General features: G+C 46.3%; 7 protein-coding genes and 1 pseudogene. 5 read left to right on the plus strand and 3 right to left on the minus strand.

Features of this window, described 5'->3' with window-relative positions; translation table 11 throughout:
- Positions 1-380: 380 nt before the first annotated feature.
- From QUB12_RS23970 to QUB12_RS23980, 3 genes and pseudogenes are all read right to left on the minus strand, one after another.
- Positions 381-1,577 (minus strand): GNAT family N-acetyltransferase, encoded by a 1,197-nt coding sequence (locus QUB12_RS23970; RefSeq protein ID WP_333308646.1) that lies wholly within the window; start codon positions 1,575-1,577, stop codon positions 381-383.
- A gap of 279 nt (positions 1,578-1,856) precedes the next feature.
- Entirely contained in the window at positions 1,857-2,717 is an 861-nt protein-coding gene (locus QUB12_RS23975) for a dihydrofolate reductase family protein (RefSeq protein ID WP_333308676.1), read from the minus strand.
- Positions 2,697-3,035: pseudogene (locus tag QUB12_RS23980) on the minus strand (RibD family protein); the annotation flags it as partial. The pseudogene QUB12_RS23980 and the gene QUB12_RS23975, both read right to left, overlap by 21 nt.
- A 218-nt stretch (positions 3,036-3,253) precedes the next feature.
- On the opposite strand from QUB12_RS23980, the gene QUB12_RS23985 reads away from it, so the two are divergent.
- From QUB12_RS23985 to QUB12_RS24005, 5 genes are all read left to right on the plus strand, one after another.
- Positions 3,254-5,281 carry a hypothetical protein gene (locus tag QUB12_RS23985; protein WP_333308648.1) on the plus strand — a complete coding sequence of 676 codons (2,028 nt, stop codon included), beginning with the start codon at positions 3,254-3,256 and terminating at the stop codon, positions 5,279-5,281.
- Positions 5,274-6,275, plus strand: coding sequence for a hypothetical protein (locus QUB12_RS23990; protein WP_333308650.1), 1,002 nt, complete (start codon positions 5,274-5,276; stop codon positions 6,273-6,275). The genes QUB12_RS23985 and QUB12_RS23990 overlap by 8 nt, the downstream gene beginning before the upstream one ends.
- 11 nt (positions 6,276-6,286) lie before the next feature.
- Positions 6,287-11,986: a DEAD/DEAH box helicase gene (locus QUB12_RS23995; RefSeq protein WP_333308652.1), complete on the plus strand. Its 5,700-nt coding sequence runs from the start codon at positions 6,287-6,289 to the stop codon at positions 11,984-11,986.
- A 427-nt stretch (positions 11,987-12,413) separates the two neighbouring features.
- Positions 12,414-12,797, plus strand: coding sequence for a photosystem I reaction center subunit IV (locus tag QUB12_RS24000; RefSeq protein ID WP_333308654.1), 384 nt, complete (start codon positions 12,414-12,416; stop codon positions 12,795-12,797).
- 2 nt (positions 12,798-12,799) lie between these two features.
- Positions 12,800-13,762 (plus strand): DNA-formamidopyrimidine glycosylase, encoded by a 963-nt coding sequence (locus QUB12_RS24005; protein ID WP_333288534.1) that lies wholly within the window; start codon positions 12,800-12,802, stop codon positions 13,760-13,762.
- The last annotated feature ends 83 nt before the right edge of the window (positions 13,763-13,845 follow it).

The raw sequence follows: 13,845 nt of genomic DNA on the forward strand, positions 1-13,845 counted from the left end.
TGACTGTTGACTGTTGACTGTTGACTGTTGACTGTTGACTGTTGACTGTTGACTGTTGACTGTTGACTGTTGACTGTTGACTGTTGACTGTTACCATTCGTGTCAACTTAAGACTAAAATCCATAATAAATATCGTTTATAGTTGAGTTTCGAGTCCCCCTAACCCCTCTTAATAAGGGGTGACAAGACTATTGTTACGCCCCCTCTAACTCCCCTTAATAAAGGGGAAAGAGCATTCAAATTCAACCCCGACTCCCCTTCTTAAGGGGGATTTAGGGGACTCGAAACTTCGATACAAACGAGATAGACACAGGGTTTTAGTATTAGGTTGACACCGATGGGCTGTTACTAATTTACAATTCCCAATTCCCAGTCAACCGTCACTCGCCGAGTAACAACGGAGGTAATTTAGTAAAAGGTAAATCCTCGTTGATTGCATCAATTTCTTCCTGTTCTCTTTCGTTGATTTGACCGATATAAGACTTGAGAATTTGGGCAAGACGGTTGTTATAAAATCGGTGCAAACTATAATTTGGCGTAGCTGGAAAGCCGCGCCGTTTTTTGTGCCGCCCGCCGGCACCGGGATCGAAGCTTTGAATGCCCCGATCGATCGCCCATTCGATCGGCGTATAGTAACAAGCATCGAAGTGCAAGCAGTCTATTTCCTGCAAACTGCCCCAATAACGCCCGTACAGTCGATCGCCCTTATACAAACAAAAAGACATACCCATCGGCTGTCTGTCATCTTCCTTGTCGTAGGCGGCTACAAATAAAACTCGATCGCGATAATTGTGGTGCAACTGTTCAAAAAATCGCTTAGTCAGATACTTGCTTCCCCACCAACCAAATTTGTCGCAAGTATTCTCATAAAAAGCATACATTTGACCAAACATGGCTTGGGGAATTTCATCGCCCGTCAGCGTTTTTACCAACAAACCAGCTTGGTCAACTGCTTTGCGTTCGCGCTTGATATTGCGGCGCTGGTTGGCATTAAATGCGCCTAAATAATTGTCAAAATTTTGATAGCCTTGATTTTGCCAAATATAGCTGTGGTGCAGCCAACTGCTGAAACCGTGGCGTTCCATTCTTTCGCGCCATTCGGGATCGACATAAAGGAAATTGCAGCCGGAGATATTGTGGCGATCGCAAAAATGGTCGATCGCGCTTACCATTACTCCGGTTAACTCGTCTTCATCTTCCCCCTCGGCAATCAAAAACCGATAGCCTTCAGCCGGAGTAAACGGCGTCATTCCCATCAATTTCGGATAATATTTAACGCCCAAACGTTGAGCTAAATCGGCCCACTGATTGTCGAACACAAATTCGCCGTAGCTGTGGCTTTTGACATAAAGTGGCGCGCAAGCAATCAACTGTTTGTCTCGCCACACAGTCAAGTGATGCGGCAGCCAACCGGTTTTACCTGTTGCACTGCCGGAGACTTCGAGATTGTTAAGCCAATCCCATTCCAGAAATGGAGTTTTTAGTGGCATCGCCAGGGCATCCCACGACGCTTGCGGGATTTCGCCTATTTTGCTAATCCAGGCTACAGAATATTGAGGTTTTGGCTGTTTCAGCATAGGGAGATTTGAGCGTAGAGCGATCGAACTTCATTTAAGTTAATACAATTATTCGATCGCTGGGAAAGCTCAATGGCAACTGGTGTCAACTGAATGTTGAAACCTGACAAATCTCGCTTTTGTCCGAGACCCGATCCCCCTAAATCCCCCTTAAGAAGGGGGACTTTGAGTGCTTCCGGTTCCCCCCTTCGTAGGGGCGGTGCCAAGAGTGCCCGCCCTTGGCTAGGGGGGATCGGAGGGCTTAATCGTCAAACCCTAGTCTCGGAGTACGTTTGAGCTTTAGTTAGTTCGATCGACCCGATAATGCAAAAATACCTCTTGTCCCACCTGTTTAACCGCCAAAAGCTCCAATTTCGGAGCTAAATCTGCCAAAAAACCCTCTCCCTCCACAGGTGTCGGTGCATCCGCCCCACCCAAAATTAACGGGCACACCGTCAGCCAAAGTTCGTCTACCAAGCCTGCAGCCAGCACAGACGCTACCAGTTTTCCCCCGCCCAGAATCGCCAAGCGTTTGATACCGAAGCTTTCTAGCTGTTGAAACGCATCAATCCAATCAATCTCTCCACCTGCGGTTTTCGCATAGATAATTCGATCGAATTGAGATGTTGCACCATTCTCAATAAGCTTTTTCTGAACAGGCAAGATGCCTGTTCCACTAGAAAATTCATCTCTTGTGGAACGGGCATCTCTTGTGGAACGGGCATCTTGCCCGTTCTTGAGAGATGTTGCACCATTCTCAATAAGCCTTTTCTGAACAGGCAAGATGCCTGTTCCACTAGAAAATTCATCTCTTGTGGAACGGGCATCTCTTGTGGAACGGGCATCTTGCCCGTTCTTGAGAGATGTTGCACCATTCTCAATAAGCTTTTTCTGAACAGGCAAGATGCCTGTTCCACAAGAAAGTTCATCTCTTGTGGAACGGGCATCTCTTGTGGAACGGGCATCTTGCCCGTTCTTGAGAATGGCACCATTGTCAATAAGCCTTTGATCAACAGGCAAGATGCCTGTTCCACTAGAAAATTCATCTCTTGTGGAACGGGCATCTTGCCCGTTCTTGAGAATGGTGCCAGATGTGCGATCGAACGGAGACGGCAATGGCGTTTCCCTACCGTCTTGCCCCGTCAGCAGCCAGCGAGGCACAGGTTGCTGGAAAAATCGCAAATTTGGGTCAAATTGGGACGATCGCGAACACACAATTTGCACCGGTTGTGGGGGCTTCCCTTGCAGTTCCCTCTGTTTGAGCAATTCCGGCGAAATCACTCTCATCGTCGTCCCATAGGCCTGTAAAGTGCCGTTGCCGAACAAAACCGCGTCGCTTGCTGCTACTTGCTGTTCGAGGTGGGCTTTGTCGTTGGCAGAACCGAATCTCGCGGGCGAGCGCACTGCATCGGCAATTTTACCGTCAGCACTGATCGCGAGTATTACTGTTGCTAATGGTCGATCGATCTTATCTGTCATTAATTTATTAAATTTTCGCACGACATCATATTTAACTAAGTAACTTCACGGATATAAACCCTATTATTGTTCGCTATACGGACGCCCTTGCCAAATATTATAATCGATATCGGCTGGCGATTTCGACATAATTAAGTTTCTCTATACTCACCTGCTTAGCAACTAGAGTTATAATACTTAAAATTACCAATTTCCGTCAAATTATATAAAACATAAGAATGGATTATTTAACCTGGAATAATTCAATCGCATCTCATTTCTTTAAACCGGAAATGGCGGGCAGTACCGTTCACCTGTATGTCACAGAGAAACTAATAACGGATATTGGTCAAGAAAGGGGTGTTGATTTCTCAGATTTTATTGCAGCTATCAAAACGGGGCATTTTGGGGTGACAAGGCAGGGTTTGTGCGTGAAAGCCTTACAAAGCCGGGATAATTGGCAGCAGCGACAATTAGACTATCCGCCTTATATCGCTTATTTAGCGCTCTTTGTCTTAGCAGCCGGTATTGAAGGAACTTTTGCCGCCCATTCTTACTATCCGCGCTTGCGAACATTACTAGGCGAAGAACCTACCACAGGGCAGTATCCTTCATTTAACCGGATGTCTGAACTCTGGGAAGATTTAGAAAAATGGTCTAATCAAGATAAATCTGGCGAATTGGGTATCTTCAACAGCACCAGCATTGGCAAGAGAAATCACATTGGACTGCCGCTTGCACAAACTCTTCTGACTGAGGAAGAACGGCGCGCACTCCCGGCTATTTTTGCCGCTGCTGACTTAGATTCTACTTCACATCCTGCTGAGGAAGCGATCGCACTTTTGTTAGCAAAACACGGGTGCAAACAACTCCGAAAACGGACGCTAGACTTATTAGAAGAAACCAGCGACAGCAAAGAACTTCGCCAAGCATTGCTCGAATGGATTATTGATGAATTGCGCGATTGGGATGGAACTGCTGAAGACTCAGGTAAAACGCAGATTTACGGACTGTTGAGATTGTGCTGCAAGCACGATTCAACTGCCAAACGCGCTACCCTAAGCCTGCGTTGCAATACTAAACAAGAATTTCCTGAAGATGGTTTGCTGTTATTTTTAGAAGACAATTCTCAATCCTTTTCTTGTTACGAAGATAGTGGGAGTTGGTCTTCACCTCTGATATCTGAGTCAGATGGAAAACCGCTGGTTGCCTCTGAATTTGATTGGTTGAAAGGTTTGCAAGTGCGCTCGGCTGACTCTAAATGGTGTTTTAGGCTGCCAGCATCGCGGATTCGAGTATTCGTTGATGGAGGTAGTCAGGCATTACCCGGATTTGTAGAAGTGCGACAGTTGCCCATTCAAAAGCCATTTTATTTAGCAGCTCATCAAGAGTGTTTGGAATTGCTGACAAGATGGGGACACTCTAGCTGTCAAGACTTTGAAAATTTGCAAATCATAAATGGTTTGCCCAGTGGGTGGCACTTCTTCAAAGCGAAGGGGGCTTACAGTGACGAGCTTGTTAAACGAGAATACCCAATCTTAGCTTTCCCGACCAATTTACGGCTAGAGTTAGCTGGGGGAATCCGCCTGGAAAAAGGTAATAAATTCTTTAAATTTGCACCGCCAAAATTGGTGCTGCAAGGTGGCAGCGAATCAATAAAAGTATATTGCAACGATCGCCTATTAGATTCCACGGAAGCAGCAGATATTTATGAACTGCCAGCCGATACTCCAGCAGAAACAAAGTTGCTAATTGAAGCACGCAGTGGAGATGATATTATCAGGCGCTGTTCTCTGTTATTGGTAGAAAACTATTCTTTGCCATCCCAAAGCAACCCGCAACAGTTCGATCGCTTCGGGAATCTCCTGACCGAGGACAATGGGAGCGCAAGCGTTGCTGGCGCATTGGTACGGGGCGTTGATTTCCCAGACTTTAACTTCAACACTTTTTTACCAATACAAGGAAAGCAGCGGATTTTCTATGTAGGTAAAGAACCAGGGCAAATAGCAATCTGCCCAGCGGAATCACTACCTACAGATTGGGAGCCTGTTTGGGCGATTTCCAAAGGTCGCCATCGCGGTCAAGCAATGTTTTGTGGCACCAATTTGGCAGAGTCACAACCGTCGATGTCAAAGTGCAAAAACCGCAAGAAGATGCGCGCTTGGAAAGAAATATTGTGGCACGATCGCAAGATAATTTCCCCGCCAGATCGATCCAACTTGAAACCATTGTGGAAACAGTTTCAGAAGGAGGCAGAACGTGTCTGAAACTAGCGAAAAACTGCTCTACGTTATTTCTGCAAAAAAGGAAGTTGCTTGGCTATCCTTTAAGGAAACCTTTGATTATTTGTATAATCTTGAGACGGGTGTGATGGAGGAAAATACCGGAATTAAGAATAAAAGACTTCAAACAATTCGCGCCCTCAATTCCCTGGGTCACTGTGACTTTAATTTTAGTGGCGATCGCAGCAAGAGTAAGGTTTATGCTGCTCCCCCTGTATTGGTGCGGTTGCCTTGTGCTGGCTTTCCTCAAGCAATTTTAGCAGGAGCACGATCGCCTGCTACGATCGCACAATTATCAGAGGCTTGTCAGTCGGTGGGACATCACATTAACCTGGAAGTCACAGAACAATCCAATGAATTAGGGTTGATACCGAAGCGAGTCGCCGTGCAAGCGGAGGATGTAGGAGAATTGAGGGCGATCGGCAATTTGCTTAAAATACCTTTTATCGAAACGCCTTCAGCCTGGTCTTTGCTGCACTTTGCCGCCTGTATTTACGATTACTTAGCTACCCTCGAATGGTCTAAAGAACCAGAACTAAACTGGCAAAGCAAAACCTTTGACCCGATTTATTTACAATTTCAATCCATACAACAAACCGATGGCGTCATTCGCCTTAGTGAATACACTCACCCATCCCGAAACACCAAAGTTTACTATCTGTGGCAAGATGGAATGTGTGCGGAAATAGACCTCGATTGGGGGAGGTACGCTATTCTAAAAGCACTGCGGCGGAATGTTCTTATCTACGACAAACGCACATTCCATATGGCAGTACCCGCCAGCGTTAAGCTGCCACGACTTCTAGAAAGATCCTTAACTCTTTGTTCTGGTTATGCAGCAAAATATGAAAAAATGCCGCGTGTTCTGCCGCAAATTCAGGGATTCAATTTATTCTCCGCTATTCCTCCTCAAATAGCAAAAATGACCGCCGCTAAATTAGGGCAGACACTGTTGCAGCAATCTTTAGATATAACATAGTGAGGTAACTTATGCACAATCCAATTAACGCATTTAACACAATTCGCGACAACTTTCTACTTTATGTAAAAACCGCTTTCGGAACTCAATTTCCCGAAATTGAACGAGAACGGGAAAGACTGCTGCGCCAACCCGGTGCATTCCATCAAGAACCCTGGATTGAACCGATGCCAAGCTATCAAAAATCAGGTAAAACCATCAATGATTTAGATATTTCAAATGTACCGGGATTAGATGAAACTGCCCTTCAAGACTTTAAACAACTTGCCGAGTGCGAACTTGTAGGCAATTACGAACTCTACGAGCACCAAATCGAAATGCTACGGCAAGCATTAGCAGGCAACAATGCTGTAGTAACGGCCGGTACAGGTTCGGGGAAAACCGAATCTTTTCTGTTACCTTTGTTTGCTTACCTCGCGCAAGAATCAAGAAATTGGAAGCCGCCTAAAGCCGAACCAGAACACCTTAACGATTGGTGGAAAAATGAAGAATGGCAGAACCAATGCAATCCGTTAGTAAATAAAAAACGCAGCTTTAAGAAATCTTATCGGGTTCCTCAGAGAAGTCACGAACAGCGGGATGCAGCAGTTCGCGCCTTGATTTTATATCCCATGAATGCTTTAGTTGAAGACCAGCTTACCAGGCTGCGCCGCGCTTTAGATTCTCAAGCAGCGCGAGATTGGTTTCAAGATAATAGAAAAGGCAATCGAGTCTATTTTGGCAGGTACAACGGCGTTACTCCCGTACCGGGGCATGAATACAAAGAAAATCGTAAACCTAATGGAAAAAAAATAGAAGAACTTCTGGAAGCAATGCAGCAGATGCAGTTATCAGCCGAGCGCGCTAGCGAACACGCCGATCGCACTGGCGATCGAGATGTGAGGTTCTTTTTCCCGCGCTTAGATGGGGCAGAAATGCGCTGCCGCTGGGATATGAAAGACGCCCCGCCAGATATCTTAATCACCAACTATTCTATGCTCAGTATCATGCTGATGCGCGATCTCGAACGAGATATTTTTGAGAAAACAAAGGAATGGTTAAACAAAGATGGCAGCGTTTTTCATTTAATTGTTGACGAATTGCACTTATATCGCGGTACTTCTGGGACAGAAGTTGCTTATTTGCTGCGACTTTTGCTGCAACGTTTGGGGCTGCATCCCGGTCATCCAAAATTGCGGGTTCTTGCTTCTAGTGCATCTTTAGAACCAGACGATCCAAAAAGCTTAGAATTTCTGAATCAATTCTTTGGTTCTCAATGGAATTCCCAACAGATTATACCGGGTCATTTAGAAGAAATTCCACCAATTGAAGGTCAAGAGTTTCTGGAGAGCGAACCGTTTATCGCTTTGGCAGCAGCACCAGAAATCAACAATGCAGAAACGTTGCAGTCAACGGCTGCATACAGTGCTTGCCGTCAAATTGTGGAATCTGAAACCGCGCAAGTTGGTGCTAGAATGGTCAATGCTTGTAAAGTTGACGGCAAAATTCGCGCCGTAGCGATCGCTAATTTTGCTAAACAGATTTTCGGCAATGACTTACCCAATGAAAACCTCGAACTCGCAGTAACAGGACTTCTAGCGACTCGCGGTTTATCGAACAAAAAATCTTTGCCATCTTTCCGGCTGCACTGGTTTTTCAGGAATATTGAGGGGCTGTGGGCTTGCACTAAACCGAATCACGGGTGCGAGGAAAATGAAATTAGTAAAAATCGATTGGTTGGCAAACTATTTGTCGAAAATCCTCCCATACTTTACGACGAATACCGAGTTTTAGAACTGCTTTATTGCGAACAGTGCAGAACTGTATTTCTTGGGGGAAACAGGCTGACAAGACAGGATAATGACGGAGACGGATGGGAACTTTTGCCGACAGAACCAGATATTGAAGGCATACCCGACCGCAAGACAGCCATAGCTTTGGATCGCCGCAAGTATTCTGAATTTGCCGTGTTTTGGCCTTTTAGAAATATTAATGAAGATGTTTGCAAAGGTTGGAAACAGCCATCGAGACAAGGTGAAGGCGGCGAGAAAGCCTCCTGGGATAAAGCATCGTTAGATACCCGCAGCGGTCGTGTTATTCTAGGAGATCCAGATTCCCCGGACGAACAGTGGGTGAAAGGCTATCTGTTTCACTTGCGATCGCTCTCTGTAGAGAAGCAAGAATTTATTGGAGCATTACCCTCCATTTGTCCCTGCTGTGCTGCTAACTACAGCCATCCTAAGAAAAAAAATAAATCGCCTGTTCGTTGGTTCCGCACAGGTTTTTCTAAGGTGAGTCAATTACTTTCCAAAGAACTGTTTTATCAGTTACCGGAAGATGCAGAATCCCGCAAATTAGTTGTGTTTTCTGACAGCCGCGAAGATGCCGCTTCAATATCCAACGGCATTGAGCGATCGCACTACGACGACTTGGTACGAGAAGCACTTTTTGATGAACTCGGACAGTTGGCTGTAGGCGAATTACGTTTATTAGAAGATATTCAACAATATGGTCAGCCTACTCGTCCTGAAGCCCAGTTATTTGCTCAACGCAACCCCAATATTGTCAGCGAGTTACAGGAAAAGCTTGAATCAGCTAACTTGACCTGGCAACCAGAACTTTCTCCTGTAGCAGTAAAAATTTTGCAGAAAGATCGAGATAATGCTCAGAAGCTACTCAACGAAATTCAGCAAAGAGGCAATACCCGCACAGTTCCTCTCAGAGCACTATTTGAAGGCATTGAGAATTCCCAAGATCCGGGACTCCTGATCCAGCGATTAGTAAACTTAGGCGTTAACCCTGCAGGTAACGATGTTCTTTACCAAGAATTTTCCTATGATGGAAAGTACCATCATTGGACAAAAATATTTGACTTTGCAACCGCCGGGTGGAAACTAGACTTGCCTCCTGAAGCAGAAACAAGGCGAGACAGCACACTTCGAGAAAAAGTTAAATCCGAGGTTTGTGACACTCTTTTCAGTCGCCTATACTTTGGGATTGAAGCATCTGGATTGGGTTATATTCGCCTGAATTTACTCCAAAATCAATTAGAACAGCTAGCCATTCAATGCGGAGTTTCAAGCTCAGTATTTGAGAGTATTTGCGATGGCGTATTGCGAATTTTAGGTGAATTTTACAGATATCCAAGAAAACCTCAAGATTATCCGCTGGATGACTGGAAAGACTGGGGTGATGCGCGCTCCAACTTGCGGAATTATATTAAAGAGTGTGCAAAAGCTTGCGGAATTTCAGAACAGGAATTGAAGCCTGCATTGAAATCTGCTATTTGCGAATACGGTCAACACCACCACTTTAAACTTAATCCCCGGCATTTATCTGTACGAGTTGCTGTGTCCGATGACCCCGTGTGGCAGTGCGAGTCTTGCCAGCGCCATCACCTGCACCGCGCCGGAGGTGTTTGTACTAATTGTTTGGCACATTTACCAGCGAAACCTAATAGAAAATGCGGGGATTTGTACGATCGCAATTATTTCGCCACCCAAGCTGTAAATAAGCGTCAACCGTTGCGGTTGCACTGCGAAGAGTTGACCGGGCAAACCGACGATCAAGCCGAAAGGCAACGGCATTTCCGCAACATCATCGTGAATTTTGGCGAACAAGACAGAGATTTTATCCCAGTAGTAGATACCATCGATATCTTGAGCGTCACAACCACAATGGAAGTGGGAATTGATATTGGCAGTTTAATGGCTGTTGTGATGGCAAATATGCCGCCGATGCGCTTTAATTACCAGCAGCGTGCGGGTCGCGGAGGGCGCCGGGGTCAGGCTTTTGCTATTGTACTTACTCTCTGTCGGGGTCGATCGCACGATGAGTTTTATTACCGGCATCCTGAAAAAATTACGGGCGATCCGCCGCCGGTTCCTTTTCTTGCTATGTCACAGGTTGAGATGGCCCAGCGCCTCCTCACCAAAGAATGTTTGAGAATAGCATTTATTGCTGCTGGTGTCAACTGCTGGGATGTGGAAAAAAAGCCGGACAGTCACGGTGAATTTGGCACAGTTCAAAATTGGAAGGAAACGGCAGAACGGCGCGAACAAGTTCGGCGCTGGTTGGGAACTTCTTGTGAAGTAACTGAGGTAATAAATTCTCTGCTAGTCGGCGTTGAAGGTATCGATCGCGATAACTTAGAAAACTATGCACGTCAGCAGTTGTTTGAGAAAATTAATGAGTGCGCCAATAACTTAGAATTGACTGGTGATGGATTGGCAGAACGCCTCGCTGAGGGCGGGATTTTGCCGATGTACGGGATGCCTTCAAGAGTGCGCGATTTGTACCATCACGAACCGTCTAGAAAACAGAAAGTTTCTACTATCGATCGAGATTTAGATTTAGCAGTCGCGGAATTTGCACCAGGTTCCGAAAAAACTAAAGACAAGCGAATTTATACCGCGATCGGGTTTACAGCACCGTTAATTTCAGACGGTAAACACGGGTTAGTTCCTGCGGGCGAACCTCTGAGCGATCGCAAATGGATGTTGAGGTGTCAGCGCTGCCAACATACGGCAACCTCTAATACAATATTTGAAGATACAATCTGTCCGAAATGCGAGGCAACTGAGGAACAGGGATTTCGAGTTTTTCAGTGGGCTGTCCCTTTAGCTTTCCGTACCAGCATCAATCCTGGAGCTGACGCTAAAGAGGAATACGATGCGTTAATTACAGGTGCAGGCAGCGTCGCCGAGGCCCAACCTCAAGATTTTAACTTAGTAAATAACACGAATACTCAGATAGCTTTCTCTAAGTCCGGCCGCGTTTTCCGCGTCAATGACAATAGAGGACAGCTATTTAAGGGAGCAATAGGAACTGCCACATTTGGACGCGGTGACAAACTATTACCCGATCAGTGGATTGATGAGCGATTCCAGAATAAGCCTGACGGGGTGAGGTTTAAACCCCAGGGCGAGTCAGAGGCGATCGCTATAATTGCCCCAAAAACTACTGGCGTACTGCGAATTAAGCCCGTTACTGTACCTGATGGATTGTGCCTCGATCCTATTGCACCCGGTTCTGCTGTCAAAGCTGCTTTCTACTCAGCCGCTTTCACGGTTCGTGCTGTAGCGGCACAGGAGTTAGACATCGATCCGGAAGAATTAGACATCAGCGGTTTGCGACAGGTTGAATTAGAGGATAAAAAAGTAGGAGAAATTGTAATTAGCGATCGCCTTGCTAACGGTTCTGGCTTCACCTATTGGCTAGCTAATCACTGGGAAGATATCCTTACAGACAAAATTCTGAATTCTCAAAATAGCTTTGCTGAGGCAATTATGTCACCACAACACCGCCAAAAATGCGACTCTTCTTGTTACGATTGCTTGCAGCAGTACCGCAATATGAACTATCACGGTCTGCTGGATTGGCGTTTGGGGCTTTCCTTGCTGAGGGCATTGGCTAGCAGCAATTTTCAATGCGGACTCGATGGGGATTTTTCTACTCCTGACTTAGAAAATTGGCTGCTGAATGCAACTGCTTTGCGCGATATATTTTGTGCTTCGTTTAGTTGTTCCGGGGAACAGTTCGGCGCTTTACCGGGTTTTGCAGTGGGAGATAAAAGCGTTATTATCGTTCATCCTTTGTGGGACGTAGATAACCCTCAAGGCTTATTGCATGAAGCGATTGCTACAGTAGAAGCGCCCGATCGAGTTCGATACCTAGATACCTTCAATCTCCTGCGCCGTCCGAGTTGGTGCTATCAATCGCTAGATGATTAGATGCAGGATTCAAACATTAACACACTAGATGGTGGATCACTTGACTGAATGAGGATTTACGCAACCTTCTCGTGCAGAGCCGTGGCAATTCCCAGAGCGCTTGGGGCAACGCGGCCTGCTGGGGGATTGCCACGGCTCTGCCTAAATCCTATTAATGCACTATGTAGGCGCTCCGGCCCGCTCTCCTATTTGTAAAGTTTTTTATAGATCCGATCGCACAGCTTGTATTTAACGGATAATGTCTGTTTATTTATTTTGCAACCCCAGCGATCGCCCTAGCAAAGTATTTACTTTTCTTTACAAACAGCAGCTCAAAAAACGGCGCGACAGGTAAAAATTTCGTTGCAGACTTTAAATGCGCCGCGCGATCGACTAGAGTAAAAAAAATGGCTTTATCCGTTTATTCATCGCAAAGGAAACAAAGCTCATGGTTCAACGCGGTTCTACAGTTCGGATTCTCCGCAAAGAATCCTACTGGTATCAAGAAGTGGGCACCGTTGCTACGGTAGACCAAAGCGGCATTAAATACCCAGTTATCGTTCGCTTTAACAGCGTAAATTATGCAGGCGTCAACACCAACAACTTCGCCCAAAGCGAATTAGTGGAAGTGTCAGCACCCAAAGCAAAAGCGAAAACAGGGACTCCAGTAGCTTCCGGCGGCAAACAAACCACGCTGGACGAGAAAACTCGGCAAACCGGCCAGGGTAGCCCCTCGCAGCAGCCGAAAACTACCGCGGACAGCAAAGCGGGCTCTGAAACGCCGGGCACGGTCCAAGGTTCGCCTCAAGGTCAAGGAACAGAACAACGCTAATTGTGCCAGAACTGCCAGAAGTTGAAACTATTTGCCGGGGTTTGAATCAAGCAACCCTCGATCGAGAAATGTTGGGCGGGGACGTGTTGTTAAACAGCACGATCGCCCGCTCAATCTCTGCGACCGATTTTTTGACACAACTCAAAGGAAAGTCGATCGCCCGCTGGTACAGACGCGGCAAATATCTACTGGCAGAACTATCTCAATTCCCAGAAGGAGAAAGGGAAAGGGGGAGAGAGGGAGAGGGGGAGAGGGGGAGAGTGGGAGAATTTCTTGCCCAAACTCCAAACTCTTCCCGAACGCCTTCTTTCTCCCCCTCCCTTTTGCCTTCAAAAGCAGGCTGGTTGGGCGTTCACTTGCGGATGACGGGACAACTGCTGTGGGTGAACCGATCCGAACCCCTGCAAAAACACGCGCGAGTACGGCTGTTTTTTGAAGGAAACCAAGAATTGCGGTTTGTAGACCAGCGCACCTTCGGGCAAATGTGGTACGTGCCCGCAGAAACCGAGGTTTCGGGCACAGTCATCGGTTTGAAACTTTTAGGGCCAGAACCGTTTTCAGAGGAATTTACAACAGAATATTTGGCCCGCAAGCTGCAACGGCGGGCGCGACCCATAAAAACAGCTTTGCTAGACCAGGCACTGATAGCTGGTTTGGGCAATATTTACGCAGACGAAACTTTGTTTTTGTCGGGAGTGATGCCCACAACTCTGTGCGCGGATTTGACCGCAGAGCAAATTGGGCGCATCCATACAGCTATTATTCAAGTTTTACAGAAGGCGATCGCATCCGGTGGCACCACTTTTAGCAATTTTCTCAACGTCCAAGGTGTCAACGGCAACTACGGCGGCGTCGCTTGGGTGTACAATCGCGCCGGTCAACCCTGCCGCACTTGCTCGGCAACCATCGAACGTATAAAATTAGCAGGGCGATCGACTCATTTTTGCCCCATTTGTCAGACATAAAAAGCAGTCAATGGATTTTAGGCTTTAGATTTTAGATTTTAGATTTACCCCACGAATCGCACCCCTTTATTCCTTAGTCCGCG

The organism is Microcoleus sp. B7-D4, from assembly GCF_036705125.1.
GTDB lineage: Bacteria > Cyanobacteriota > Cyanobacteriia > Cyanobacteriales > Microcoleaceae > Microcoleus.

Bases quoted from the DNA above. Each gene is read 5' to 3' on its own strand.
- QUB12_RS24000 (WP_333308654.1), top strand. From the start codon at position 12,414: ATGGTTCAACGCGGTTCTACAGTTCGGATTCTCCGCAAAGAATCCTAC.
- QUB12_RS23985 (WP_333308648.1), top strand. From the start codon at position 3,254: ATGGATTATTTAACCTGGAATAATTCAATCGCATCTCATTTCTTTAAA.
- QUB12_RS23970 (WP_333308646.1), bottom strand. From the start codon at position 1,577: ATGCTGAAACAGCCAAAACCTCAATATTCTGTAGCCTGGATTAGCAAA.
- QUB12_RS23995 (WP_333308652.1), top strand. From the start codon at position 6,287: ATGCACAATCCAATTAACGCATTTAACACAATTCGCGACAACTTTCTA.